General features: G+C 63.3%; 20 protein-coding genes. 6 read left to right on the top strand and 14 right to left on the bottom strand.

The features are described from left to right. A partial coding sequence (gene ilvD / locus ACQKPE_RS20285) for a dihydroxy-acid dehydratase (protein ID WP_427668400.1) occupies window positions 1–1,338 on the top strand: 1,338 nt, incomplete at its 5' end. Between the two features lie 52 nt (window positions 1,339–1,390). Here ilvD and darG read toward each other — a convergent pair. From darG to ACQKPE_RS20270, 3 genes are read right to left on the bottom strand one after another with little or no spacing between them, the layout of a single operon-like run. Further along, window positions 1,391–2,479, bottom strand: coding sequence for a type II toxin-antitoxin system antitoxin DNA ADP-ribosyl glycohydrolase DarG (gene darG, locus ACQKPE_RS20280; RefSeq protein WP_427668399.1), 1,089 nt, complete (start codon window positions 2,477–2,479; stop codon window positions 1,391–1,393). Next, on the bottom strand, window positions 2,479–3,120 hold the full coding sequence (gene darT / locus ACQKPE_RS20275; protein WP_427668398.1) for a type II toxin-antitoxin system toxin DNA ADP-ribosyl transferase DarT: 642 nt from the start codon (window positions 3,118–3,120) through the stop codon (window positions 2,479–2,481). The genes darG and darT overlap by 1 nt, the downstream gene beginning before the upstream one ends. Further along, window positions 3,117–3,698 carry a DarT ssDNA thymidine ADP-ribosyltransferase family protein gene (locus ACQKPE_RS20270; RefSeq protein WP_427668397.1) on the bottom strand — a complete coding sequence of 194 codons (582 nt, stop codon included), beginning with the start codon at window positions 3,696–3,698 and terminating at the stop codon, window positions 3,117–3,119. Before ACQKPE_RS20270 ends, darT begins: the two co-directional genes overlap by 4 nt. A 278-nt stretch (window positions 3,699–3,976) precedes the next feature. On the opposite strand from ACQKPE_RS20270, the gene ACQKPE_RS20265 reads away from it, so the two are divergent. Further along, window positions 3,977–5,368, top strand: coding sequence for an L-cystine transporter (locus ACQKPE_RS20265; RefSeq protein WP_427668396.1), 1,392 nt, complete (start codon window positions 3,977–3,979; stop codon window positions 5,366–5,368). Between the two features lie 34 nt (window positions 5,369–5,402). Here the strand turns inward: ACQKPE_RS20265 and ACQKPE_RS20260 are convergent, their stop codons facing one another. Continuing rightward, window positions 5,403–5,921 (bottom strand): dihydrofolate reductase, encoded by a 519-nt coding sequence (locus ACQKPE_RS20260; protein WP_427668395.1) that lies wholly within the window; start codon window positions 5,919–5,921, stop codon window positions 5,403–5,405. Between the two features lie 54 nt (window positions 5,922–5,975). Between ACQKPE_RS20260 and ACQKPE_RS20255 the strand changes: the two genes are divergently transcribed. Together ACQKPE_RS20255 and ACQKPE_RS20250 are read left to right on the top strand one after the other, a co-directional pair. Continuing rightward, window positions 5,976–7,358, top strand: a complete 1,383-nt coding sequence (locus ACQKPE_RS20255) for a DUF2868 domain-containing protein (protein ID WP_427668394.1) — start codon at window positions 5,976–5,978, stop codon at window positions 7,356–7,358. Then, window positions 7,351–8,715 carry a GTPase/DUF3482 domain-containing protein gene (locus tag ACQKPE_RS20250; protein WP_427668393.1) on the top strand — a complete coding sequence of 455 codons (1,365 nt, stop codon included), beginning with the start codon at window positions 7,351–7,353 and terminating at the stop codon, window positions 8,713–8,715. Before ACQKPE_RS20255 ends, ACQKPE_RS20250 begins: the two co-directional genes overlap by 8 nt. Window positions 8,716–8,740: 25 nt before the next feature. On the opposite strand, the gene ACQKPE_RS20245 is transcribed toward ACQKPE_RS20250, so the two are convergent. After that, window positions 8,741–10,990 (bottom strand): heavy metal translocating P-type ATPase, encoded by a 2,250-nt coding sequence (locus tag ACQKPE_RS20245; RefSeq protein ID WP_427668392.1) that lies wholly within the window; start codon window positions 10,988–10,990, stop codon window positions 8,741–8,743. 121 nt (window positions 10,991–11,111) lie between these two features. Here ACQKPE_RS20245 and cadR point away from each other — a divergent pair, with 121 nt between their 5' ends. Continuing rightward, window positions 11,112–11,555, top strand: coding sequence for a cadmium resistance transcriptional regulator CadR (gene cadR / locus ACQKPE_RS20240; protein ID WP_375100116.1), 444 nt, complete (start codon window positions 11,112–11,114; stop codon window positions 11,553–11,555). Window positions 11,556–11,620: 65 nt separating this feature from the next. On the opposite strand, the gene ACQKPE_RS20235 is transcribed toward cadR, so the two are convergent. From ACQKPE_RS20235 to ACQKPE_RS20195, 9 genes are all read right to left on the bottom strand, one after another. Beyond that, window positions 11,621–11,968: a hypothetical protein gene (locus tag ACQKPE_RS20235; protein ID WP_427668391.1), complete on the bottom strand. Its 348-nt coding sequence runs from the start codon at window positions 11,966–11,968 to the stop codon at window positions 11,621–11,623. 417 nt (window positions 11,969–12,385) lie between these two features. Further along, the gene (locus ACQKPE_RS20230) at window positions 12,386–12,949 is read right to left on the bottom strand and encodes a hypothetical protein (RefSeq protein WP_427668390.1); all 564 of its coding nucleotides are present in this window, start codon (window positions 12,947–12,949) and stop codon (window positions 12,386–12,388) included. Continuing rightward, window positions 12,946–14,064 (bottom strand): hypothetical protein, encoded by a 1,119-nt coding sequence (locus tag ACQKPE_RS20225; RefSeq protein WP_427668389.1) that lies wholly within the window; start codon window positions 14,062–14,064, stop codon window positions 12,946–12,948. Before ACQKPE_RS20225 ends, ACQKPE_RS20230 begins: the two co-directional genes overlap by 4 nt. A gap of 23 nt (window positions 14,065–14,087) precedes the next feature. Then, the gene (locus tag ACQKPE_RS20220) at window positions 14,088–14,918 is read right to left on the bottom strand and encodes a VENN motif pre-toxin domain-containing protein (RefSeq protein ID WP_427668388.1); all 831 of its coding nucleotides are present in this window, start codon (window positions 14,916–14,918) and stop codon (window positions 14,088–14,090) included. Further along, window positions 14,899–20,130, bottom strand: a complete 5,232-nt coding sequence (locus ACQKPE_RS20215) for a filamentous hemagglutinin N-terminal domain-containing protein (protein WP_427668387.1) — start codon at window positions 20,128–20,130, stop codon at window positions 14,899–14,901. The genes ACQKPE_RS20220 and ACQKPE_RS20215 overlap by 20 nt, the downstream gene beginning before the upstream one ends. Before the next feature lie 26 nt (window positions 20,131–20,156). Beyond that, window positions 20,157–21,893 (bottom strand): ShlB/FhaC/HecB family hemolysin secretion/activation protein, encoded by a 1,737-nt coding sequence (locus ACQKPE_RS20210; RefSeq protein WP_427668386.1) that lies wholly within the window; start codon window positions 21,891–21,893, stop codon window positions 20,157–20,159. Window positions 21,894–22,046: 153 nt separating this feature from the next. Then, window positions 22,047–23,018: a thymidylate synthase gene (locus ACQKPE_RS20205; RefSeq protein WP_427668385.1), complete on the bottom strand. Its 972-nt coding sequence runs from the start codon at window positions 23,016–23,018 to the stop codon at window positions 22,047–22,049. A gap of 48 nt (window positions 23,019–23,066) precedes the next feature. Continuing rightward, window positions 23,067–23,876 carry a prolipoprotein diacylglyceryl transferase gene (lgt, locus tag ACQKPE_RS20200; RefSeq protein ID WP_427668384.1) on the bottom strand — a complete coding sequence of 270 codons (810 nt, stop codon included), beginning with the start codon at window positions 23,874–23,876 and terminating at the stop codon, window positions 23,067–23,069. 15 nt (window positions 23,877–23,891) lie between these two features. Further along, a complete protein-coding gene (locus tag ACQKPE_RS20195) occupies window positions 23,892–24,674 on the bottom strand; it encodes a sulfite exporter TauE/SafE family protein (protein WP_427668383.1) in 783 nt (260 codons plus the stop codon). Between the two features lie 131 nt (window positions 24,675–24,805). On the opposite strand from ACQKPE_RS20195, the gene ACQKPE_RS20190 reads away from it, so the two are divergent. Beyond that, window positions 24,806–25,552, top strand: coding sequence for an NRDE family protein (locus ACQKPE_RS20190; RefSeq protein WP_427668382.1), 747 nt, complete (start codon window positions 24,806–24,808; stop codon window positions 25,550–25,552). Window positions 25,553–25,623: the final 71 nt, after the last annotated feature.

Below are 25,623 nucleotides of genomic sequence, written 5' to 3'. Positions count from 1 at the left end.
GCCGCCGACTCCACCGCCAGCGACGAGAAAGTCGCCGAGTACGAGCGCAGCGCCTGCCCCACCTGCGGTTCGTGCTCCGGCATGTTCACCGCCAACTCGATGAACTGCCTGACCGAGGCCCTGGGCCTGGCCCTGCCGGGCAACGGCTCGACCCTGGCCACCCACGCCGACCGCGAGCAGTTGTTCCTCACCGCTGGCCGCACCATCGTCGAGCTGTGCAAGCGCTACTACCACGACAACGACGCCTCGGTGCTGCCGCGCAACATCGCCAACTTCAAGGCGTTCGAAAACGCCATGATGCTGGACATCGCCATGGGCGGCTCGACCAACACCATCCTGCACCTGCTGGCCGCGGCCCAGGAAGCGGAAGTGGACTTCGACCTGCGCGACATCGACCGTCTGTCGCGCAAGGTGCCGCAGCTGTGCAAGGTGGCGCCGAACATCCAGAAGTACCACATGGAGGACGTGCACCGCGCCGGCGGCATCTTCAGCATCCTCGGCTCGCTGGCCCGTGGCGGCCTGCTGCACACGGACCTACCGACCGTGCACAGCCGCAGCATGGAGGAAGCCATCGCCAAGTGGGACATCACCCAGACCGACGACGAAGCCGTGCACACCTTCTTCAAGGCAGGCCCGGCCGGTATCCCCACGCAAACGGCGTTCAGCCAGTCGACCCGCTGGGAAACCCTGGACGACGACCGCGAGAACGGCTGCATTCGCAGCGTCGAGCACGCTTACTCGCAAGAGGGCGGCCTGGCTGTGCTGTACGGCAACATCGCGCTGGATGGCTGCGTGGTGAAAACCGCCGGTGTCGATGAGTCGATCCACGTGTTCGAAGGCACCGCGAAGATCTTCGAAAGCCAGGACAGTGCCGTGCGCGGCATCCTCGCCGACGAAGTGAAGGCCGGCGACATCGTGATCATCCGCTACGAAGGCCCGAAAGGCGGCCCGGGCATGCAGGAAATGCTCTACCCGACCTCGTACCTGAAGTCCAAGGGCCTGGGCAAGGCCTGCGCCCTGCTTACCGACGGCCGCTTCTCCGGCGGTACCTCGGGCCTGTCGATCGGCCACGCCTCGCCGGAAGCGGCAGCGGGCGGCGCCATCGGCCTGGTGCAGGACGGCGACAAGGTGCTGATCGATATCCCCAACCGCTCGATCAACCTGTTGGTCAGCGACGAGGAACTGGCGGCCCGCCGCGTGGAGCAGGACAAGAAAGGCTGGAAGCCGGTCGAAAGCCGTCCACGCAAGGTGACTACCGCGCTGAAGGCCTACGCCCTGCTGGCGACCAGTGCCGACAAGGGTGCTGTGCGTAACAAGGCGATGCTCGACGGGTTGTGAGGTCTGCCGAAGAAAAGAAAAACCGGCGCCTAGCGCCGGTTTTTTTTGAGTCTCAGAGCACTGGCCGTGAATGCTCCAAACCGAAAACCGAGAGCCTCTCCAGCGCAATACCCAGCGCTTCGTCGTCGAATAGCTCGCTCTTGCGCTTCCCCGCGCCGGCACCAGCCGCCCAATTCCTCAGGCCTTCCCGAATAGCCGCAAGGTTAGGCTCGACGCCCTCGTGGTGAAGCAGCCAATCAACCGTTGCCAAAAGCTCCATGCCGAAAGGTGATTCGAATCCATCGATCAGCCCCGAGGTGAACTCCAAAGCGGGCAAATGGGCCTTGGCCTCACTGTTGAGGTAGGCCTGCACGAATGCCCTGCGCCCCTCATCGAACCAGATCACATCCAACGGATCTGCATCACCGATGCGCTTGCCACAATGCAGGTAGCTCCCATCGAGGTTATCCAGCAAATGGTCCAAGCGGTTGGCGTAAGGCCCGTACTTATGAGCTACGAACTTTAGCGCCAGAGGGTTGTTGTCAGGCGTGAAGCGCTCGATCGAGCGCTCCAGAAACCAAGCGAGCTTCTGAATTTCCAGCAGACTGCACTCCATTCCCAATACCCAATAGCGGCGTACCAGCTCGGCAATCAAGGCTCGCGCCGGCGTCAGTTGCTCTACGCCACTGCGCTTGGACACGTTCTGGTATTTATCGGTCGGCTCGAAAACCAGCACATCTGCGTCAAGATCACCCAAAATTGCCTCGACCTGCTCTCGTACAGACACCCAAGGCAACCCACCGTTACCCGCACCCAAGGGTGGAATGGCAATGGAGACGACGTCGTGGGTGATCACGAAATCGCGCAGGTCATGCAAGCCCTCTACGATCCAGGCAAGCTGGGAAGGATGCCGCCAATGTCGTTTGGTAGGGAAATTGACAATCCAACGGGGACCTTCCAACTCGCGCACTTCGGTGACGAACATCTTCCCCGTGACAACTTCCTTCGCCTTGCAAGCAGCCGAATACAGGCGATAGTTTTCGGCAAAGCGCTCCTTGAACATCAGCGCGATGCCCTTGCCCATCACTCCCACGGTGTTGACGGTGTTAACCAATGCCTCGGCCTTGGCCTCCAGCAGGTTACCTTGCGTAAAGCGAATCATCAGAAGTACCACCCAGGTCGAGCATGTACCGGGAGGTTCAGCTTCAGCTTCTGAACCTCTTGGTCGACGCGACGTTTCACAGCTTCGTTGTAGCAGACGACTCCCAGAAGACCAGCGACCGGGACGTGTCCATGTATCAGCGCCTCGGCTTGATAGCGCTCCATCTTACGTGGATCGTCGGGGTCGCGCTTGAAATCCCGGTTTTGCAGCAGCCCCCAGTCGATCTTGTCCAGGTGCTTCAGATCGCTGTAGTACCCGGTCCAATCCGGATAGGCGTGGGCATCGGTGAAGATGAAGCCCAACTTCATGGACTGAAGATGGTAAAGACTAGAGACAAGTATCACGATCTCCTCATTCCGACGCTGCTGCACGCCCCATCCGGAATGGATGTTTTTCATCATCACCGAAAAGGGTGTGAAGTAGAACGGCACGTAATCGGCCAAGGTTCCACCTGGATCAATCTGTACTGTGCGCTGCGAGCGTTTGCTAATCAGGTCCGGGTTACCGATGCCAACGTAATGCTCAGCCAGCTTGCCGGTCCCGATTGCATCCAGCCCTTGGGCCAGCACCCAGGGCAGGTTGTCTCGATGGACAATTCGCCAGATGAGTGCCTTTTCGGGGTTGAGATTCTTGAAGATCATCTAGGTGAAAACATATGGGGGGCCGCTTCTATCCATAGCCTGGCGTTACCGGATACTCGTGCTATTCCCTCGACGTCGCGCTTGATCTCATCTGAGGGAGTGTAGATTTTCGCGAAATCACTGGGTGGTACAGCGATGGGTGACAAGCATTCTGCCATGCAAACATGTCGACAGGCAGCGTTGGTGTAGTCTCGCTGCTCCATCAGGTTCCAATCAATCGCTGCAAAACCTGCATCATATCCCAGTAGCTCGAACTGGCCGTCTGCCAAAGGGTGGCGAGGAATTACCCGCCAGTCCTGTGCCTGCGCATGGCGGCGATAGACGGCTATCAATAGGAAATGCTCATCGGGACGATCCAGCTGAACCCTCCCATCGAACGGGTTCCTGGCAAACCAGTGGAAGGGAACGAAGTCTTCGAGCGCATTCCCTCTCCTTCCTTCGATGATGTTCGCATCTGCTACATCCCTGAACTCCGCACCCTGCAACGCGGATCTAGGTTGCAGCCCACTCTGGAGGATTGACGCGATGTTGTGAAAGCTTGTCAGGTGATAAATGAAGCTCTTCTCGCGAATAGTCACCACTGATACCTCAAACAAGATGGCCATCAATATAGTGGCAATCTTGTCATTGGATCCAATGTAAAGCCAGTAATCATGAGACGAAATGTACTTACTCCTGCGAGCGAGTATTCGTCCTTCAACGCGATGTTCATTGCAAGTTCGCGCATCTCTATATTCCATAAGCATCTATCTAAATTATCTTTAGATATAAATTCGTTTGTTTTCAGACTGTTAGCATTTCCGTTCGCAATCGCTCACAGAAGCGACGCCCTCTATATGTGTTTCCTGGAGCTTCAATGAACCTGCCGCTTTCACTCAACCTGCTGGCGTTCCTGGCCTTGTTGCTGGGCCTGGCACAAACCCACCGCACCGACTGGAGCCTGGCCAAGAAGGTACTGCTGGGCCTGGTGCTCGGCGTACTGTTCGGGCTGGTGCTGCACACCCTCTATGGTGCGGGAAGCCCCGTGCTCAAGGCCACCATCGGCTGGCTCGACCTGGTCGGCAATGGCTACGTGGGGCTGTTGCAGATGATCGTCATGCCGCTGATCTTCGCCTCGATCCTCAGCGCCGTGGCCCGCCTGCACAACGCCTCCGCCCTGGGCCGTATCAGCGTGCTGAGCATCGGCACGCTGCTGCTGACCACCGCGATCGCCGCGCTGATCGGCATCGCCCTCACCAACCTGTTCGGCCTCACCGCCGAGGGGTTGGTGGCAGGCGTAAGGGAAACCGCGCGCCAGGCGGCGATCAACAGCGACTACGTCGGCAAGGTCACCGACCTCAACGTGCCGCAGCTGCTGCTTTCGTTCATTCCCAGCAACCCGGTGGGTGACCTGGCACGGGCCAAGCCGACCTCGATCATCAGCGTGGTGATCTTCGCCGTGTTCGTGGGCCTGGCGGCCTTGCAACTGCTCAAGGACGACCAGGACAAGGGCCAGCGTGCGCTGTCGGCCATCGACACCCTGCAAGCCTGGGTGATGCGCCTGGTGCGCCTGGTGATGAAGCTCACGCCCTACGGTGTGCTGGCATTGATGACCAAGGTGGTGGCCAGTTCCAACCTCGACGACATCCTCAAGCTCGGCACCTTCGTGCTGGTGTCGTACCTGGGCCTGGGGCTGATGTTCGTGGTGCATGGGGTGATCCTGGCGATGACTGGCGTCAGCCCGCTGCGCTTTGCGCGCAAGGTCTGGCCGGTGCTCACCTTCGCCTTCACCAGCCGCTCCAGCGCCGCCAGCATTCCGCTGAACATCGAAGCGCAGACCCGCCGCCTGGGCGTGCCGCCGGCCATCGCCAGCTTCAGCGCCTCGTTCGGCGCCACTATCGGCCAGAACGGCTGCGCCGGGCTGTACCCGGCCATGCTGGCGGTGATGGTCGCCCCGGCGGTGGGCATCGACACCTTCGACCCTCTGTGGATCGCCACCTTGGTGGCCATCGTTACCCTGAGCTCGGCGGGCGTTGCAGGCGTGGGCGGCGGCGCGACCTTCGCCGCGCTGATCGTGCTGCCCGCCATGGGTTTGCCGGTGGAACTGGTGGCGTTGCTGATTTCAGTGGAGCCGTTGATCGACATGGGCCGCACGGCGCTGAACGTAAACGGCTCGATGACCGCAGGGGTGGTGACCAGCCAGTTGCTCAAGCAAACCGACCAGCAGGTGATGGCGGGCGATGAGCATGCCGAGCTGAGCCATAGCTGACATGGCCTGGGGCTGCCTCGCAGCCCCAGCTACCTCAAGCCTTGTCCCACACCTCGAAATGATAGGCCGGCCCCTGCCCCTCGGCCGCCTGCGGCGCGCTCGAGGTCAACTGCCACTGCGCGGTATCGAACTCAGGGAACCAGGCATCGCCCTCTGGCGACAGCTCTACCCGCGTCAAATACAGGCGGCTGACCAACCCCTTCTCCAGCGCCTGCCCATACAACTGCGCGCCGCCGATCAGCATCAGCTCATCGACACCCTGCTCGCGCGCCCACTGCTCTGCACGCACCAGCGCAGCCTCCAGCGACGCGAACACCTCGGCGCCGTCCAGTTGCAACCCAGGCTGGCGGCTGACCACCAGGTTCAGCCGTCCCGGCAGCGGCCGGCCCAGCGAGTCCCAGGTCTTGCGCCCCATGATGATCGGCTTGCCCAGGGTGGTGGCCTTGAAGTACTTGAAATCCCTCGGCAGGTGCCAGGGCATGGAATTGTCGATGCCGATCACGCGGTTCTCGGCGAGCGCCGCGATCAGGCTTAGGGGGAGTGATGTATTCATGGCCGCGAGGATAGCACCGGGTGTGTGGGTTATGCTTGCGCCCAAACCTGTGCAATGGAAGAGCTTGTGACCGAACTGGACAAACGTTGGCTCACCGAAGCGGTGCGCCTGCGCGAGGAACATGCCGGCCCCCTGGAGGACCAGGAAGCCAACCGCCGCGCCCGCCAGCATGGCGGCGACCTGGCGACGCGCATCGAAACCCGCGCGCTGTGGCTGGCCGAACGCGACGGCATCACCCAGGCCCTGCGCCACTGGAAGCAAGGTGCACGCCTGGCCTTGCTGGCCCTGGCGCTGCTGGCGGTGCTCAGCGGCGCCAGCCTGGGCCTGGCCGCCCTTGGCGATGGTCAACGCCCGGTGAACGTGTTCTGGGCCTTGGGTAGCCTGCTGGGGCTGAACCTGCTGTTGCTGGTTGGCTGGGCGCTAGGGTTGTTTTTCGCCGGCGAACAGGGCTCGGCGCTGGGCCGCTTGTGGCTGTGGCTGAGCGAGCGCCTGGCCCGCGACGCCAAGGCCGCTCACCTGGCCCCCGCACTGCTGGTGCTGCTGCAACGCCAGCGCCTGAACCGCTGGTTGCTGGGCCTGCTGGTGCATGGGCTGTGGCTGCTGGCCATGCTCGCCGCTTTGGGCATGTTGCTGGCGTTGTTGGCCACCCGGCGCTACGGCTTCGTCTGGGAAACCACCCTGCTCGCCGCCGAACCTTTCATCGCCCTCACCCACGCCCTCGGCGCCTTGCCGTCGTTGCTGGGCTTCGCCGTCCCGGACGATGCCATGATCCGCGCCAGCGGCAGCACACTGCCGGAACTGGAGCAAGCTCGCCAGGCCTGGGCCAGCTGGCTGCTCGGCGTGCTGCTGGTGTATGGCCTGTTGCCGCGCCTGCTGCTTGCCGGCCTGTGCCTGTGGCGCTGGCGCCAGGGCCGCGCACGCCTGGCACTGGACCTGAACCTGCCCGGCTACGCGCAACTGCGCGAAGCACTCATGCCGCGCAGCGAACGCATCGGCGTGCAGGACGCCGCCCCCGAAAGCCTGCCGCACTTTCAGGCCGGCCAGCTGGAAAGCGGCAGCAGCGGCGCCCTGCTGGTGGGCCTGGAGCTGGACGACCAGCGCCCCTGGCCTCCCGCCCTACCTAAAAGTGTGACCCACGCTGGCGTGCTCGACAGCCGCGAGTCACGCAACAAGCTGCTCGAACAGCTCAGCCGCTTCCCCCCGGCTCGCCTGGCCATCGCCTGCGACCCACGCCGCTCGCCAGACCGTGGCAGCCTGGCGCTGCTCGCCGAGCTGGCGCGCAACGCCGGCGCCACGCGCATCTGGCTGCTCCAGGCCCTTCCCGGCCAGGCGCTGGACGCCGCGCGCCTGGGCGACTGGCACGACGCCCTCGATCGCCTAGGCCTGCCCCACGCCGACACCTCACCCCTGACCTGGTTGGAGCATGGCCATGACTGAGCCACTGAAACTGGCCGTGGTCGGCCACACCAACGTCGGCAAGACCTCGCTGCTGCGCACCCTCACCCGCGATGTCGGTTTCGGCGAGGTGTCCCATCGCCCCAGCACCACCCGCCACGTGGAAGGCGCGCGCCTTTCGGTGGACGGCCAACCCCTGCTGGAGCTGTACGACACCCCCGGCCTGGAAGACGCCATCGCCCTGCTCGACTACCTAGAACGCCTGGAGCGCCCCGGCGAGCGCCTCGACGGCCCGGCCCGCCTCACGCGGTTCCTGCAAGGCAGCGAGGCGCGCCAGCGTTTCGAGCAGGAAGCCAAGGTGCTGCGCCAGTTGCTGGCGAGCAATGCCGGGCTGTATGTGATCGATGCCCGCGAGCCGGTGCTGGCCAAGTACCGCGACGAACTGGAAGTGCTGGCCAGTTGCGGCAAGCCGCTGCTGCCGGTGCTGAACTTCGTCGCCAGCCACCAGCACCGCGAGCCGGAGTGGCGCGAAGCCCTGGCCCGCCTGGGCCTGCACGCGTTGGTGCGCTTCGACAGCGTGGCCCCGCCGGAAGATGGCGAACGCCGCCTCTACGAGAGCCTGGCCCTGCTGCTGGAAGACGCGCGCCCTTCGCTGCAACGGTTGATCGACGACCAGCAGGCCCAGCGCCTAGCCCGCCAGCGCAGCGGCAAGCGGCTGATCGCCGAGCTGCTGCTGGACTGCGCGGCCTGTCGGCGTAGCGTCGAAGCGCAGCCGGCTGCCGAGGCCCAAGCCATCGAAGCCCTGCGCCAGGACGTACGCCTGCGCGAACAACGCTGTGTCGAAGCACTGCTGCGGCTCTACGCCTTCCGCCGCGAAGATGCCCGGCCCGGCGACCTACCCCTGCTCGATGGCCGCTGGGGCGACGATCTGTTCAACCCGGAAACCCTCAAGCTGCTGGGCGTGCGTCTGGGCGGCGGGGTGGCGGCCGGTGCGGCGGCGGGTGCCGGTGTCGATCTGCTGGTCGGCGGCCTCACACTCGGCGCCGCCGCACTGGCCGGCGCCATTGCCGGTGGCGCCTTGCAGACAGCGCGCAACTACGGCTCCAGGCTGATGGGCAAACTCATGGGCCAGCGCGAGCTGACCGTGGACGACAGCGTGCTGCGCTTGCTTGCCCTGCGCCAGCAGCAACTGATGAAGGCCCTGGATAGCCGTGGCCACGCGGCGCAGGACAGCATCCGCCTGGGCGAACCCGAGGAAAAAACCTGGCGCGAAGGCAAGTTGCCCGAGGCATTGGGCAAAGCCCGGGCACACCCGCAATGGTCGACGCTCAACCCCGGCGCGAAGGTGAACCAGGCCGAGCGCCAGGAGCAGTTGGAGAGCCTGGTCGAGCAGCTCTAAGCATTGCGGGCATGGCACCGCCTCCTTACTTGCGCAACAACCGCAACCCGTTGAACACTACCAGCAAGCTCACGCCCATGTCAGCGAACACCGCCATCCACAACGTGGCCATACCCGCAAAGGTGATCGCCAGGAAAACCGCCTTTACCCCCAGCGCCAGCACGATGTTCTGAATCAGGATCGCGGCGCTCTGGCGCGACAACCTGACGAACGCCGGGATCTTGCGCAGATCATCGTCCATCAGCGCTACATCGGCGGTCTCGATGGCCGTATCGGTACCGGCAACCGCCATGGCGAAGCCGATCTCGGCACGGGCCAAGGCGGGCGCATCGTTGATGCCATCGCCCACCATACCCACACGGTGGCCTTCGGCGTAAAGGCCCTCGATGCTCTTGAGCTTGTCCGCCGGCAGCAGGTTGCCCTCGGCCCGGTCGATGCCCACCTGCGCAGCGATGGCCTGGGCGGTGTGGGGGTTGTCGCCGGTCAGCATGACGGTCTTGATGCCCAGCTCATGCAACTCGGCGATGGCCTGGCGACTGCTGTCCTTGACCGTGTCGGCCACGGCGAACAGCGCCAGCGGGCCCGAACGGTCGAGTAGCAGTACCACAGTCTTGCCTTGGCGCTCCAACTGGTCGAGCTCGGCTTCCAATTGCGGCGAGCACAGGCCCAGCTCCTCGACCAGGCGATGGTTGCCCAGGTGGTAAGCCTGGCCATCGATTTCACCGCGCACGCCACGCCCAGCCAGGGCGGCGAAGTCGCTCACCTCGGCCAGGGCGATACCCTGCTCGCGGGCCTGCAGGGCGATGGCGCGGGAAACCGGGTGGTCGGAGCGCTCGCCCAGGCTGGCCGCCAGGGCCTGGGCACGGCCCTCGAACAGCGGGTCGAGCACCTTGAAGTCGGTTTGCACCGGCTTGCCTTGGGTGAGCGTGCCGGTCTTGTCCAGGGCCAGGAAGTCCAGCTTGCGCCCGCCTTCCAAGTACACGCCGCCCTTGATCAGGATGCCCTTGCGCGCTGCTGCGGCCAGGCCACTGACGATGGTCACCGGTGTCGAGATCACCAATGCGCAAGGGCACGCCACCACCAGCAGCACCAGTGCGCGGTAGATCCAGTCGAACCAGGCACCGCTCATGAACAGCGGCGGGACGAGCGCCACCAGCAGGGCCACGGCGAACACGGTCGGGGTGTAGATGCGCGAGAACTGGTCGACGAAGCGCTGGGTCGGCGCCCGCGCGCCTTGAGCCTCTTCCACGGCCTTGATGATGCGCGCCAGGGTCGACTGGCCGGCCTCGGCGGTGACGCGGTACTCCAAGGCGCCTTCCTGGTTGATGGTGCCGGCGAACAGCTTGTCGCCCACAGCCTTCTCCACCGGCAGGCTTTCCCCGGTGATCGGCGCCTGGTCGACGCTGGACTGCCCGCTGACCACCTCGCCATCCAGACCGATACGCTCGCCGGGGCGCACCCGCGCCAGTGTGCCGATAGCCACCTCGCGTACCTCTAATTCACGCCACTGGCCATCGGCCTGCTGCACCGTGGCCATGTCCGGGGTCAGCTGCATCAGGCCACTGATAGCGTTGCGCGCGCGGTCCAGGGAGCGGGCTTCGATCACCTCGGCCAGGGTGAACAGCACCATCACCATGGCCGCCTCCGGCCATTGGCCGATCAGCACAGCGCCAGTCACGGCGATGCTCATCAGCGCATTGATGTTGAGGTTGCGGTTCTTCAGGGCGATCCAGCCCTTTTTGTAGGTGCCCAGGCCGCAGCCAAGAATCGCCGCCAGGGCCAGCAGCGCCACCACCCATTCCGGTGCGAACGCCGTGAAATGCACCACCTCGGCGGCAAAGGCCGCTACACCGGAAAGCGCCAATGGCCACCAGCGGGTCTTGCTCGCTACCGGCGCGCTGGCGCTGCCATAGTCGTCATCGGCCATGGGCTCGGCCTTCATGCCCAGGCTGTCGATGGCCTGCACGATGGGCGCGGTGCCCTCCAGCGTGTGGTGCACGCCGAGCACGCGGTTCATCAGGTTGAACTCCAACTGCTCGATACCCGCCAGCTTGCCCAGCTTGTCCTGGATCAGCGTCTGCTCGGTCGGGCAGTCCATGGCTTCGATGCGAAAGCGGCTCAGGCGCGCCTGGCCACTGGCTTTCTCGCTCAGTTGCACCAACGCAGGCGCAGCGGCGCTGGCGCCACAGCAGCTATGGGCGTGGTCGTCATGGCAAGAGCGTTTGCCGCCGTGGGCATGGTCGTGCTTGGGGTCGTGGCTGACAGGCTGGTACATGGACTCATCCTTAATCAAGAACACGCCACCCTTCGCATTCCGAACGAAGGGCTGGCTGGATGTTGCCAAGTGAACACCCTGTAGCCACTATAGGGTCAAGCATCCTCCTGGAGATTTCGTGATGAAGATCGGAGAACTGGCCAAGGCCACCGACTGCGCGGTGGAAACCATCCGCTACTACGAGCGCGAGCAACTACTGCCCGAGCCCGCCCGCAGCGACGGCAACTACCGGCTCTACACCCAGGCCCACGTGGAGCGGCTGACGTTCATCCGCAACTGCCGCACGCTGGACATGACCCTGGACGAAATCCGCAGCCTGCTGCGCCTGCGCGACAGCCCCGAAGGGCAATGCGGCAGCGTGAATGCGTTGATCGACGAGCATATCGAGCATGTGCAGGCGCGTATCGATGGGTTGGTGGCACTGCAAGCGCAGTTGGTGGAGTTGCGTCGGCAATGCACGGCGCCGGGGGCCGAGTGCGCGATCCTGCAACAGCTGGAGGTGAATGGCGCGGTGACTGTGCCGGAAGGTGAGCATTCGCACGTAGGCAGGAGCCACGGGCACTGAAGGGGTCGCGCCAGGTGTGAGCGAGTTCGCTCACACCTGGCGCTGGTATTTCTGAAGGGCAGCGCTCAGTTCACAGGAACCAGTCGCCCGCCTTTGCGAGTGACCTCCTGACCGACGGCGAACTGGGTGTTGGGTGAGCGGACGGTGTGGAGTTCGCCGTCAGCCGACCTCACCTCGTAGGCGATGTCGGCCTTGCCTGTTGCTTCTTGGGCAGAGCTGCCAGCGAAGAAACCGATACCCGCGCCGACCAGTGCACCGATAGGGCCGCCGATAGCACCGACCATCAGGCCGGTGCCTGCGCCGAAGCCTTTGCCGGCGGTGGTGTCGGGCACTTGGCGGACGACTTGGTCGGCCAGGGTCAGGGGGGAGACTAGGCAGCAGAGGGTGAAGCTGAGGGGGATGAAGCGTTTCATGGGTATGGACCTTTGTGATGAGATTTACTCCATGCAGACCACAAAGCATGCCAATAAAAATACTGCTAAAAATCAATAACTTGAACTTTATTGAAGTCAAATAGACTACAAAAATAAAAAGTCGTAATGACCACATAAAGAGTCATTACGACTTCCAGGCACGGAAAACTGAAAAGCGGACGGATTTATTTTCGGCACTCTAATCCCTGTCGGCCACGCCACATTTCAATAGGTTTGATGTTGACCCGCCAAATCTAAAAAACCGGCCACAGGGCTAAAGCAGTCAACCCCAGCGCAAAATTAGAGCGGAGAAAATAAATCTGTCCTCTTTTACCGGTCCCCTTTTACGAAACCCATACCGCCCCTAATTTCGCCCTCCATTCACTGCCACGCCCCCACTACAGCATAATTAGAGAATCATTTATGAACCACACAGAAAGCAGTAATTACTTGGTCTGGCTGCTCATCCAGAGGAACTCCCCAACCAGTAACTTCGAGACCACCTTGGGCTTTTTCGATATCGAACCATTCTTCAACATCATCAAAATACAAATATGTAAGCGACAACAAATCTGAAACCAAATCCCCCAAACCTATAATTCCCGAAAACAAACCCTTATAAACGAAATCTCGAGCTCTTTCACCACAGAAGCTAAAGTCATAGACTTTAACCGCATACACCCTCGACTCCCTGAAAATAAGAGACAGGGCCGGCGTGCCTTTCAGCAACACATTAATGTCTTTATCATCATATAATGAGAAAGAGCACCCACCACTTCCATCCTCATCAACCCCATACGTTTTCAGCATAAGGACTGGCGACTTTTCGAATTGATATAGACGTTTGGACTCATCAACCAAATATCTAGCCAATGCACATTCAATATCCTCTACCCTAGCGCCCAGAGGTATGCCTGCAATGGAAATGGAAGGCATAATTGGCGCCACCCAAGAAATCAAAATTTTTTTTGACGACATCATCTCGGCACCCACGCTTTTGTAGAAATATCAAATACTACTTTTTGCCCCTGAGGATTTATATAGCTAGTATTCGCATCATAAATAGGCTTTCCATTATTGAAAGTCGGCCTGTACTCAACGGGGTCAACAACCTTAATCTTACTACCATCTGAATAGGTAATTTTATAGTACTCACCCCTGTGGGTTGACTGGACATCACGCCCAACAGTGGACGGGCTATGCTGAATTTCTTTAATCCCTGTCGCACTGCCCTCAACCCTATAAACCTGAGCATTGCCTGACGACGCCGACTTTACCTTAGGCGTAAGTGTTGCGCCATCCATCGTAAATGATTGCTTGATATCATCCATTGTCTTCCCCCAAATACTGGAAGGTTCTCCAGCAATATTTCGAGGAATACCCGCTTGTGCCGCTAAGTCTTCGCGCAAGCCTTCACGTGCAACCGGAGACGTCGCTGGTACATCTGCAACCTTCTCCGAGTCAGGCGCCTTACTAGTAGTATTCGGAGTCTTAGGCGTGCTCCCTTTTGAATCCGTTGCTTTTCCACCACCTAAGGCTTTGCCCAGCACAAGATTCGCGCTTAACTTTAGAATGTCCTCCCGAGTAGCACCATCATCCACCAACCTGATAATGCCCGGCACATCCACAGGCGCCAGCGTCGATCCAATCAATCCATCCTGGCGCGCCAGGGCATTGATCTTCTCTTCGCTCAGCCCCTGGCGCCGCCATTCGGCGACCATCTCGCTGGTACGGATCGCATCCAGATATGGATTCGCAACCCCACCCAGCGGACTCCAGTCAGAACCCGACAGCGAGTAGATATCAAGGTAGCCGCCACCCTCACCGGCACGCTGCCCCTGCTTGATCCCCTCCAACATGGCGACGGCATAGTCCGCCACCAGCAGGTTGTACTCATCTCGCGTCAGCTTGCCGGACTGGTACAAACCAACCAGTATTTCCCCGGCCTCTTTCTCCTTCTGACGGTATTCACTGCGAATACCACGCTCGCAGTCACCGCTCCCTGCACAGCTCTTATATCGCTCCTGCAATTCATCGATGCTGCCGATACCTGCGGCCTTGAGCTTTTCGTACAGCTCACGACTCGCCGCATCCAACCGCTTAACGCCGTGCTTGTTGGTCAGGAAGTTGTTCTCGACCGCGTTTCGACCCGCATCCCTTCAGGATAATTAGCAGCTCCTTTCACCCCAGAGCCTACCGCACCCTCCGGCGCACGACCACCCAACCCACTCCCACGCACCACACCCACCAGCCCCAGCGTATTCAAAATCGCCGAAGCCCCTGCCAACACCCGCTCCTCGGTCGTCGGCTCATACCCAGTGACAGGGTTTGCAGCACCCAGACTCCTGTGGATCTGGCAAGCAACCGCACCCGGCCCCGCCCCACCACAGCCCGACTCGTACGCCTCGCTGAGGAACCGCTTGACCTCCATTTCACTCCGCGCCGCAGCCATTTCATTCTGCTGCGCCTTGCCTGCCGCTTCCGCCTCTGTCGCCTCGACCAGCTTGTATTCCTTACCCGCCGAGGTTTGCACCACTTCATCAGTGACCCGGCAGAAGCCCGAAGGGCAGGCGACGATATCGCCCGGCTTACTCGTGGTGAATTGGTCTGGACCCAACTCCGAGCCAACGACGGTGTGTTCCGTCTCCAGCACGCTTTCGCCCAGCTTGCGCAGTTCGGTGATCTTGTCGGCCAACTGCTGGCAATCATTCGACCCTGCCGAAGCACCGCCACAACCACTCGCGTAATCTTGCTCCGCCTTCTTGAGCACCAGCCGACCATCGAAACTCAGGTGGTTGTTCTCTACCGCGTTCTTGCCCGCGCCAGCACCGGCCACGGCACTGGACGCATCCCCGCCGACCACCGCACCGCTCAGGCCAGCAGCCAAGGTCGAAAGGCCCGAGACTATCTGTTTCTCACGCTCGTCCAGGTCACCTGCAGACTTGCACATTCACGTCGCGCTTAGCCACCAGGTCGACGCCTTGTGCGCCTTCCACCAATGACGACACCGCAATGCTGGAGGCGCTTTCGGTCATCCGCATGCTGCTTTTGCCGAACGAGCCTTCCTTCTTTTTCTTGTAGTAGGAGTAGCTTTCATCATGGGCGGCCAGGAGCTCTACATCGTTGCCCGCGTAGAGGTACGCCTCCTTGCCGGCCTTGGCCTGGCTGGCCACCAGCGTCAGATCCTCACCTGCGCGCAGGTTCAAGTTGCCCCCCGCGGTGACCGTGCTGGCTACTTGAGTGACACGGTCATCCTGCGCGGTGACCTTGCGCGTCTTGGTCGCCGAATGCTGCTCGTTGGCAGCCGACACCAGGCTCAGGTCGCCAACGGCAGTCATGGCCAGGTCACGCTTGACCTCGACCTGGCTGGCGATGGCGGTTACATCCCGCCCGGCGCTGATCGTGAGGTCTTGCCCGGCCTGCACGCTGGAGCCGTTCTGGGTGACGCTGGAATTGTTGTGACGCACGCCATGGTCGTTGCTGACCCGCTGCGCGACCGAGCTCAGGCTGACATCGCGGTCGGCCTTGATGTGGGTGTCGCCGCCGCTGGCCAGCGCGCCGCCGCGGTTGAGCACGTCGCGACCGGCGTTGACCACCAGGTTGTTGGTCGCCTCCACCCGCGCGGCGTTGTCGACGAAGTCGCGCTGCTGGGCGTAGCTGCCGTTGCTGCTCTGGTGCGAGGTCAGGGTGCGTTCGTTGAGCACATCCTGGGTGGCGGTGAGGCTTACGTCGCGCCCGGCGATGATGCCGCCGGCCTTGTTCACCAGGTCGTTGCCCGCTTGCAGGTCGAGGCGCTTGCCGGCTTCGACCAGGCCGCTGTTGACCAGGTTGCCGCCCGCCTGGGCCGACAGGCTGTTGCTGGCGCGCAGGGTGCCGACGTTGTCGAGCTGCTGGCCGGCGATCAGGTTTACGTCGCTGCCGGCGATCAAGGCGCCATTGGCGGCCAGGCGATGGTTGGCGTTGGCCAGGTACAGCACCGGCACCAGCACCTGCTCGCCGTTCACCTCGGCGTTTTCCAGCCAGACGATGTCGTGGGTGAGCGCGGCCACTTGCGCCGAGGTGAGGCTGATGCCCAGCGCCAGGTCGAGCTGCTGCTTGCTCTGGATGGCGTTGTCCATCAAGTGCTTGAACAGTTGCTCATCACTGGTCTGGCCGTCGAGAAAACGCTGGCCGGTGCGGGCCACCAGCGCCTGCTGGATCAGGCGCTGCTCGTAGAAGCCATCGCCCAGGCGCTTGGCGCTGTCGTCGGGGTCGTAGCCGAGGTTGGCCAGCAGGTAGTCCGAGCTCATGAACTGCTTGAGGTCGGTGAGCGCCGGGTTGGTTTCGATCAGGTACTTGTGCGAGCTGCTGCCTATGCCGCTGCCGATCACGGCGTTGGCGCTGTCGCCGGTGAGGCGGAACAGGCCGTTCTGCCCCTCGGGCAGGGTGAAGTCGGGCAGCGCCAGTGGGTTCAGCTGTTGCTGGGCGAGGTCTGGCGGCAACTGCTGGTTCAGGCTGATGCGCGTGGAGAAGGCGGTGCCGGGGGCGCTGGTGTCGGTGCGTGCGCCACTACCGATGTAGCTGTAGCCGGGGCGCACCACGCTGTTGTCGATGCCGTTGGCGGCGTTGATGCTGACGGTGCCGCCGGCCTGTATCACACCGGCGTAGCGCTGATCGCCGACGGCCAGGGTGCGGCGGCTGCCCAGGCTCACCCACTCGGTTTCGGTCATGCCGATGAAACCGGCCATGGCGCCTTGCAGGCCGGCCAGGTTGTTGGGGTTGTAGCCGGGGTTCTGGAACCAGTACTGGCTGTTGAACGCGTTGGCGGCGTCGTACCAGGCACCGCCGTTGCGGGTGCGTGCCGACATGAAGATGCGCGTGGTTTCTGTTTCGCCGGTCTGCACGCCGCTGTTGGTCAGGTTGTCGACCGTGACCAGCAGGTTGCCAGCAGCGGCGATGGTGCTACTGCTGTTGAGCAGTTCGCCACCCTTGATCGTGAGGTGGCTGCCGGTGGTGATGCTGGAGGCGGCGCTGGCCTCGGTGACTTCGAACTTGTCGCGCTGGACGATTTCCCAGACATGGTTGCGCTTGCCGCTGCAATCGCCAGCGTTGTAGCCCTCGATACAGGCCACTTCACTGATGCGTGCGGTGTAGGCGCCCTGGTCGCTGGTTTCGAGCACAGCCCGCAGGTTCTGGATGCTGGCGGCGGCCAGGCTCATCGCGCCGTCGCTTTGCAGCGAGCCGGAACGGTTGACGATGCTGCTGGCCAGGCCGCCCTGGCCGTCGCGGTCGATCGTCAGGCTGCCGAGGCTGTACACGTCGGCGTAGCTGTTGGTCAGGCTGTTCACCCGCAGTGCCATGTCGCGGCCGCTGAACAGCAGGCCCCGCTCGTTGCTCAGGGCGCCGGTGCCCAGGGTGAAGTTGCCGGTGGCGCCGAGCGTGCCTTGGTTGTGCACACCCGCCGCGCTCAGGCCCAGGTTGCCGGCCGTGGTGATGCGGCCGGCGTTGTTCAGTTGCCCTGCCACCTGCACGCTGGTGTCGGCACCGCCTGCGAGGCTCGCGGCGCTGCCCAGGGTCAGCTGACTGGCACTCAGGCCCAGGGTGTCGCGGCTGCTCAGCCGACCATTGCCGCTGTAGCCGCCGTCCAGGTCGAGACTGAGGCTGCCGTCGCTGGCGATCAGGCCATCGTTGACCCAGGTGCCGCCGCTGCCCAGCAACGCTTGGCCCGCCAGCAGCTGGCCTGCGGCGGTCTGGCTGAAGTTGCCGACGTTGACCGTCAGGCGCCCGGCCTGGATGACGCTGCTGTTGCTCCAGCTGTCGGCATTCAGGGCCAGGCTGCCGTGGGTGACGATGCTGCCCCCGGCGCCGGTGACCGTGCCGGTGGCGATGTCGAAGGTGCCTAGGCCTACGTGCAGCAGGCTGCCGCCGGCGTTGAGGAAACTGCCGGCCCCCAGGCCCAGGTCGTGGCTGGCGCTTTCCAGGGTGCCGCTGCGGTTGTCGAGCAAGCCACCAATGGCGAAGCGGGTATTGCCCGTGCGGCCCAGGGTGCGTAGTTGGCCGGCCTGGTTGTCGAGGCTGGCGGCCTTGATGGCCAGGCTGCTGTCGCTTTCGATGATGCCCTGGCGGTTGTTCAAGGCACCGCTGAGGTCGAAGTCGACCTGTTGGCCTGCAACCTGGCCGCTGTTGCCGAAGTCATTCGCGCTGACCTTCACCAGGCCCTTGGCGTACAGCCCGCCCTCGCGGTTGTCGACGTTGCCAGCGGTGATGTGCACATCACCGGCCTGCGCGGTAATGCGTCCACCGTCGTTGGTGATATCGCCGGTATTCAGGCTGAGCAGGCCCTGGCTTTGTAGTGTGCCCTGGGTGTTGACCAGGCTGCTGGCGAAGAGGCTCATCAGGCCGTCGCTGACGATCTGCCCGCCGTGGTTGGAGACCGCCGCCGAGCCCTCCAGACGCAGCGGCCCGGCGCTGCTCAGCTTGCCTTGGGTGTTGGTCAGTGCACCCAGCAGCGTCAGGTTGACCTCGCCTTTGCCAGCCAGCTTACCGCCGCTGTTGTCCAGGCTATGGGCGGTGATGCGCAGCGCCTCGACGGCATTGATACCGCCGCCCGCATTGCCGAGGGTCATGGCGTTCAGGGTGAGGGCCGCGCCGCTGTCGATCAGGCCGCCCTGGGCGTTGTTCAACAGGTCGCTGACGACCAGGTGTTGCTCACCTGCACTGGAGAGGATGCCGCCGTCGCTGTTGTCGAGCTTTGCCGCTTTCGCGCTCAGGGTTTGCTGGCTGACCAGGGTACCGCCGCCGCTGTTGCGCAGCTCGCCGCTGACCGTTGCCTCGACGCTGCCGCTGCTGCTGGCTAGCTTGCCCTTGTTGCGGTTATCCAGGCTGCCGGCATTCACGGTTACCTGCCGCTGCCCGCTCAGGGTGCCGCCCTGGTTGTCCAGAGCCTGGGTAACGGTGGCGTTCAGCGTGCCGCTGGCCAGCAGGTTCTTGCCGCGGTTATCCAGGTGCTGCGCAGTGATCTGCAAGTCGCCGTTGGCATTGCGGCTGTTGTCGGCATTGACCCCCGCTTCGATGACGCCCTGGTTGGTCAACCGGGCGCCGCTGGCCAAATCGACGCGCTCGCCGGCCGAGAGGGACGTGCGGTTGGTCAGGTCGCCCTGGGTGCGGACCTTGAGTTCCTTGCCGGCATACACCGCGCCCTGGGCATCCAGGCTGGCGGCATTGATGGCCATCGAGCCCTTGGCGGCGCTGGCCTCGGCCATACGCAGCTGGCCGTTGGCATCGATCTGCATGTCGCCGCCACTGGCGATCATCTGGCCGTCGAGCTTGACCCCGACCCCCGCCTCGGTGCCCACCAGCTTGATGGTGTTGGCGTACATGCCGCCCAGGGCCGAGGCATCGATCGCCAGTTGTGGGGCATTCTCCGGGTTGGCCGTGCGGGCCGTGGCATCGAGCGTGCGGGCATCGACGTCGTTGGCGCCGGTAACCATCGCCAGGTGCTTGGCCTGGATCTGCGCGTTGACCTTGGCGCTGCGGGTGATGATCTCGAACTGGTCGATATTGCTGGCGTTGAGCCCCGCGCCCTCGATGGCGACGCTGCCCTGCTCCACTTGGTAGCGCTGCAACTGGCCATGCTCGATCACCGGCTTGCCGGTGGTCAGCGTGGCCTTGGGCGTGTTGATGAAGCCGCAGCCGTTACAGGTGACGCCATAGGGGTTGGCGACGATGACATGGGCCGATTGCCCGGCCACTTCGGTGTAGCCGCGCAACTGGCTGGGGCTACCGCCGTTGACCTCGTTGAGAATCACATTGGCCGAGCGGCCATTGAGGTTGGGGTTGCCGAGGATGATGCCGCCCAGTTGCGTGGCCTGGGTGCGGTCGGTGGCGTTGTTGAGGATCAACCCCTGCTGGCCGACGTTGTAGTCGTTGAAGGTGTTGTGCGACAGGCCGCCGCCATTGGGCGCGGCGATATTGACGATGGGTACCCCGTTACCCGCCTGGCCGACGCTGGTGCCTGGGCCGTTGGGCACGACGCCATCGGCCATCGCCACCAGCGGCTGCCAGAACATCATGTTGGCCAGCAGCAATGCCAGAGCGCGCTTGGAAAGGCCCCAGAAGGTGCGGCGCTCACGCAGCGCGGCACTGGGTTGGCGAGCCAGCAGCTCGAACTGACGAAAATCCATTTCGATGATCTCGGGAAAACGGGGAATTAGAGGAATACGTCCAGGCGGAAGTAGATCGGCGCTTCGCGTTCGCTCAAGGCATCCGGGCGCTCGAGGGAATGGGCGAACAGCACGCTGGTAGCCAGGTGCTTGCCGCGGGCGAACAGCTCCAGGGAGTCGCTGGAGACGCGGCCATGAACCTCGCCGTTGTAGCGGTCGTTGCGGATGGCGCCAACGTCATAGCCCAGCGCCATGCCGTACTCGCCGAACACCGGGTACAGCCAGCTCCAGGTCACCGGTCGGCTCCAGCGCAAATCGTTGCGCCAGTAGTAGCCGCTGTCGCCGGTGAGGCTCTGGTCTTTGTAGCCACGAATCGACGAGAGGCTACCCAGGCTCATGCGCTGCGGGCTGAACAGGATGTCTTCGCTGCGCTGGCCGGTCACCAGGCTGCTGAACACCAGCGACTCGCCCCACAACCGCAACGGCTGCAGGAAGCTGACGGTGGCGGTGTACTTGCGGTAGCGGGCGTTGGCCTGGCGGCTGCCGAAATCACCACGCTCTTTCTCTCGCTGGGCGTCGAAGGCGCCGATGCCTTCCTGCATGCCCAGGTCGAGGTTGACGAAGGCCCCACCCACTCGCCGCCCATGGTTGACCCCGAACTGGGCCTCGCTCAGGCGGTGGCTGCTGTAGCCCAGCTTGCTGTCTTCGATGTAGTTGTTGGTGCGCAGGTGGCTCAGGCCGGTGTTCAGCGAGGTCTTGCTAAGCCCGTCGCGGTGGATCACCCGCTCCAGGCGAAGCTGGTGGTTCTGGCTGTCGCCGGTCTGTTCGAAGTCAAAACCGGTGCCTTGGGCCAGGGAGCGGTACTCACTTTCGCTGTAGCTGTAGGTGGCGTTCCACCAGCCGAACGGCAGGTTGTAGTAGAGCATGGCGTTGCGTGAGGACTTCTGGTGGTCGCTGATGCCATCGCGGCCCGCCCGTAGCACCAGCTGGTCGGCCAGGCCCAGCGGGCTCTCCCATTCGAAGGTGGTGGCCCACTGTTGCTCACCGGTGCTCTTCTGCCCATCGTTGCTGCGCGACAGGCCAGCGCGCCACGGCTTTGCAGGGGTGTTGCGCACCAGCACTTCGCTGCCGCCCACTGCTTGGCCTGGGGTGAGTTCCATCTTGGCCTGGTTGGACGGCAGGCGGTTGAGCTGGTCGACCATCTGCTCGACCTGGCGCAGGTCGAGGCGCTCGCCGACAGTGCCGGGGAAGGTCATGTCCAGCTCGCGGGCGCTGAGGGTGCTGCCCTCGGCGGCCTTCAGACCTTCGAGCCGGCCTTCCACCACCAGCACTTGCAGGTGCCCTTGGGAGAGATCTTGCTGCGGTAGATAGGCGCGGCTGGTGACCAGGCCCTTGGCGATGTACAGGTCGGTGATGGCCTTGAGTAGCGCATTGAGCTGCGACACGCCCAGGCACTGGCCAAGGTAGGGCTTGAGCAGGCCGTCGCGCTCAGTGGCAGACAACGCATCGGCGCCCTTGAGCTCGATGTGGCTGATGGGGAAACAGCGGCTGTCGACAGGGGCTGAGGGTGCAGTTTGCGGGGTGCTTTGGCCGGGGAGGTCCTTGAGTTCTTCAAGGCGCCGCTGCTGCTCTTCCAGCAGGCGGTTCTGGCGGTCGCGAATCAGGTCCTGGTCGCCCGGGTTGCTGGGCGTTGCCGCCAGCGCGGCATTTGCGCAAGCTGCCAACCACAGGCAGCAGCAGGACAGCGCAAGGCGCGCCCTGGGTCCCAGACTAGGGAAAAGCATGTTCAATCCTTCGAAACACGGGCAAAATAGCGCGCGATATTAGTTAGCCACTAACCCGGCGTCAAACACAGTTACAACATAACGACAGAAGGTAGGCACTTCGTTACCTGAGGCCGGGTTCTCCACAGGAAAAGCCCGGCCTCACACAGGCGTTCAGACCGCCATCGGTGCGGTCATCGGCGCATGGTGCTCATAGCCTTGCAGGCTGAAATCGCTCGGTTCGATCTTCTCCAGCCACTCCGGCTCGTACTTGCCAGTATCGGCGAACGCCGGCACGCGGTCGCTGATGACCAGCTTCGGCGCTTGCAGGGGCTCGCGCTTGAGCTGCTCGTTGAGCATGTCGAGGTGGTTCTCGTACACATGCGCATCGCCGATGAAGTAGGTGAACCAACGCGGGGTATAGCCGGTGAGGCGGCCGAACAGCGACAGCAGCGCTGCGCCTTCGGTGAGGTTGAACGGCGTGCCCAGGCCCAGGTCGTTCGAACGAATGTAGAGGGTCAGGGAAATTTCCCGGGTCTCGACGTTCGGGTGGAACTGGTACAGCAGGTGGCACGGCGGCAGGGCCATTTCATCGAGCTGGGCGCAGTTCCAGCCATGGAACAGGATGCGTCGGCTGCCGGGGTCGTTGGCGATGGTGTCCAGGCACTGGCGCACCTGGTCGATGGCCTTGTACAGGATGACGAAGGCTTCGCCGGCTTCTTCGTCCTGGGCGATACGGCGAAAGCCCGCTTTCTCGGCCATTTCGATGGCGGCCGGGTTGCTCAGCGGGATGCGCTTGTAGCCCGGCCACTGGCGCCACTGCACGCCGTAGATCTCGCCGAGGTCGTCATGCCCCTGGCGGAATGGGTTGGCCAGCCACTGGGCGTTCTCGTTGGCATTCTGGTCCCAGACCTTGCAGCCAAGCTCGCGGAACTCTCCTGCGTTCTTCACCCCACGCAGGAAACCGACCATTTCGCCGATCGCCGACTTGAACGCCAGCTTGCGCGTGGTAACGGCCGGGAAGCCTTTTTGCAGGTCGAACTTGAGCATGGCGCCCGGCAGGCTGATGGTGCGCACGCCGGTGCGGTTCTGTTGCAGCGTACCGTTCTCGATGACGTCGCGAACCAGGTCTAGATACTGTTTCATGGCTTACCTGTAGCAAGAACGGCAGGGGGAGCGCCCCTGCCGTGGGAATCAAACGGCGGCCTTGGCCGTTGGGGTACGGTTGTAGGCCCACCAGATCAGGAAGATGCCACCGACGATCATCGGCACGCAAAGCAACTGACCCATGGTCAACCAGCCGAAGGCAATGTAGCCCAGCTGCGCGTCAGGCACCCGCACGAACTCAACGATGAAGCGGAAGATGCCGTAGAACAGCGCGAACATGCCGGAAACCGCCATGGTCGGGCGCGGTTTGCGCGAATACAGCCAGAGGATGACGAATAATGCCACACCTTCAAGGGCGAACTGGTACAGCTGCGACGGGTGACGCGGCAGCTGCGCAGGGTCGCTGAACGGCGGGAACACCATGGCCCAGGGCACATCGGTGGCCTTGCCCCACAGCTCGGCATTGATGAAGTTGCCGATGCGCCCAGCGCCCAGGCCGATCGGCACCATCGGTGCGACGAAGTCCATCAGCTCGAAGAACGACTTGTTGTTGCGTTTGCCGAACCACAGCGCCGCCAGCATCACGCCGATGAAGCCGCCGTGGAACGACATGCCGCCCTTCCACACCTCGAAGATCAGCGTGGGGTTGCTGAGGTACTGGTGCAGGTCGTAGAACAGCACGTAGCCCAGGCGCCCGCCGACGATCACCCCCATCGACAGCCAGAACACCAGGTCGGAGAGTTTCTCGCGGTTCCAGGTGGGGTCGAAGCGGTTCAGCCGACGCGAGGCGAGCAGCCACGCACCGCCGATGCCGATCAGGTACATCAGGCCGTACCAGTGGATTTTCAGCGGCCCGATGGCCAGGGCCACGGGGTCGATCTGCGGGTAAGGCAGCATGGTGGTTCCTCTCGGTTAAATCAGGAAGCTTGAGCCAACGCAGAACAATAGCGCGGCGAACAGGCGCTTGAGCAGGCGTGGCGACAGTTTGTGCGCCAGGCGCGCGCCGAAGCGGGCGAAGAACATGCTGGTGGCGGCGATACCAAGCAGTGCTGGCAGGTACACGTAGCCGAAGCTGTGCTCGGGCAGGTGCGCCTCGTGCCAGCCCAGAATGATGAAACCCAGGGCACTGGCCAGGGCGATCGGTAGGCCGCAGGCCGACGACGTGGCCACCGCCTGCTGCATCGGCAGGCTGCGCCAGGTCAGGAATGGCACGGTCAGCGAGCCACCACCGATACCGAAGATCGCCGAAGCCCAGCCAATCACGCTGCCCGCGCCAATCAGCCCAGGCTTGCCGGGGATGCTGCGGCTGGTCTTGGGCCTGAGGTCCAGGACCATCTGCACCGACACCAGCAAGGCGAAGCAGCCGATGATCTTCTGCAACATCGGGCCCTGGATCAGCGAGGCGGTCTTGGCGCCGACGCCGGCACCGATCAGGATGCCGACGGTCATCCACAGGAAGATCGGCCAGCGCACCGCGCCCCTGCGATGGTGTTCACGCACGGCGTTGATCGAGGTGAAGACGATGGTGGCCAGCGAAGTACCAACCGCCAGGTGGGTCAGTACCGAAGCGTCGAAGCCTTGCAAGGTGAAACTGAAGACCAGCACCGGCACGATGATGATACCGCCGCCCACGCCGAACAGGCCGGCCAGGACGCCGGCGCAGGCGCCCAACAGCAGATAGAGAACGAATGCCATTCGCCGCCCCAGAGGAAATCAATCCGCAATGGTAACGGAAGCCAGCACCGGGGCTCTAGTGAACTCTGTGTCAGGTGATGGCTTGCGCTGGGCGCAGTGGGTAGAGTGGCGAAAAACACAGAGGCCAACCTATGTGCCTGATCGTATTCGCCTGGCGGCCGGGGCATGCCTTGCCGCTGGTGGTCGCGGCCAACCGCGACGAATTCTATGCCCGACCCACCCAGGCACTGGCAGCCTGGGACGATGCGCCCGGCGTGCATGCCGGGCGCGACCTGGAAGCTGGCGGCACCTGGCTCGGCGTGGGGCCCGGTGGGCGCTTCGCGGCGCTGACCAATATCCGTGACCCGCAGCAACCGCTGGGGCCGCGCTCACGGGGCGAGCTGGTGGCGGCGTACCTGCGAGGCGAGCTGGGGGTGGAGGCGTATCTGGACCAGGTCGCCAGCCGTAGCGCGCAGTATTCGGGGTTCAACCTGCTGGTGGGCGATGGGCAGCAGCTCGGCTTTCTGAATGCCCATGACCCCGCGCCGCGCTTGTTGGCGCCGGGGGTGTACGGGGTGTCGAACGCTGGGTTGGACACGCCTTGGCCGAAGCTGGTCAAGGCGCGGCGGGCGCTGGAAGAGACGCTGGGCTCACCCGAGCCGCAGCGGTTGCTGGCGATTCTCGCCGATGGCGTCACTGCTGCGGATGGGGAGCTGCCGGAGACGGGGGTTGGGCTGGCAACGGAGCGGCTGCTGTCGAGCGTGTTCATCGCCAGCCAGAGCTATGGGACGCGGGCCAGTACCGTGTTGATTGTCGATGAGCGTGGCCAGCGGCGGATGATCGAGCGCAGTTTCGGGCCGCTTGGCGGGCATCTGGGGGAAGTTGAGCTGGTTGTTTGAGCTGAGTGTTGGGTTGTCAGGGCCGGCCTATTCGCGGGCAAGCCCGCTCCTACAGGGTTTATCGCTGTACC

The organism is Pseudomonas sp. NPDC089554 (genome assembly GCF_050280645.1).
In the GTDB taxonomy this organism is placed as follows: Bacteria; Pseudomonadota; Gammaproteobacteria; order Pseudomonadales; family Pseudomonadaceae; genus Aquipseudomonas.
Note: the sequence above shows the minus strand (reverse complement) of the source record. Positions and strands in the feature narration are given on the sequence as shown.

Excerpts from the sequence above, each read along its gene's own strand:
- darG (WP_427668399.1), bottom strand. The coding sequence starts at position 2,479 with ATGATTCGCTTTACGCAAGGTAACCTGCTGGAGGCCAAGGCCGAGGCA.
- darT (WP_427668398.1), bottom strand. The coding sequence starts at position 3,120 with ATGATCTTCAAGAATCTCAACCCCGAAAAGGCACTCATCTGGCGAATT.
- ACQKPE_RS20265 (WP_427668396.1), top strand. The coding sequence starts at position 3,977 with ATGAACCTGCCGCTTTCACTCAACCTGCTGGCGTTCCTGGCCTTGTTG.
- ACQKPE_RS20260 (WP_427668395.1), bottom strand. The coding sequence starts at position 5,921 with ATGAATACATCACTCCCCCTAAGCCTGATCGCGGCGCTCGCCGAGAAC.
- ACQKPE_RS20255 (WP_427668394.1), top strand. The coding sequence starts at position 5,976 with ATGGAAGAGCTTGTGACCGAACTGGACAAACGTTGGCTCACCGAAGCG.
- ACQKPE_RS20250 (WP_427668393.1), top strand. The coding sequence starts at position 7,351 with ATGACTGAGCCACTGAAACTGGCCGTGGTCGGCCACACCAACGTCGGC.
- ACQKPE_RS20245 (WP_427668392.1), bottom strand. The coding sequence starts at position 10,990 with ATGTACCAGCCTGTCAGCCACGACCCCAAGCACGACCATGCCCACGGC.
- cadR (WP_375100116.1), top strand. The coding sequence starts at position 11,112 with ATGAAGATCGGAGAACTGGCCAAGGCCACCGACTGCGCGGTGGAAACC.
- ACQKPE_RS20235 (WP_427668391.1), bottom strand. The coding sequence starts at position 11,968 with ATGAAACGCTTCATCCCCCTCAGCTTCACCCTCTGCTGCCTAGTCTCC.
- ACQKPE_RS20230 (WP_427668390.1), bottom strand. The coding sequence starts at position 12,949 with ATGATGTCGTCAAAAAAAATTTTGATTTCTTGGGTGGCGCCAATTATG.
- ACQKPE_RS20220 (WP_427668388.1), bottom strand. The coding sequence starts at position 14,918 with ATGTGCAAGTCTGCAGGTGACCTGGACGAGCGTGAGAAACAGATAGTC.
- ACQKPE_RS20215 (WP_427668387.1), bottom strand. The coding sequence starts at position 20,130 with ATGGATTTTCGTCAGTTCGAGCTGCTGGCTCGCCAACCCAGTGCCGCG.
- ACQKPE_RS20210 (WP_427668386.1), bottom strand. The coding sequence starts at position 21,893 with ATGCTTTTCCCTAGTCTGGGACCCAGGGCGCGCCTTGCGCTGTCCTGC.
- ACQKPE_RS20205 (WP_427668385.1), bottom strand. The coding sequence starts at position 23,018 with ATGAAACAGTATCTAGACCTGGTTCGCGACGTCATCGAGAACGGTACG.
- lgt (WP_427668384.1), bottom strand. The coding sequence starts at position 23,876 with ATGCTGCCTTACCCGCAGATCGACCCCGTGGCCCTGGCCATCGGGCCG.
- ACQKPE_RS20195 (WP_427668383.1), bottom strand. The coding sequence starts at position 24,674 with ATGGCATTCGTTCTCTATCTGCTGTTGGGCGCCTGCGCCGGCGTCCTG.
- ACQKPE_RS20190 (WP_427668382.1), top strand. The coding sequence starts at position 24,806 with ATGTGCCTGATCGTATTCGCCTGGCGGCCGGGGCATGCCTTGCCGCTG.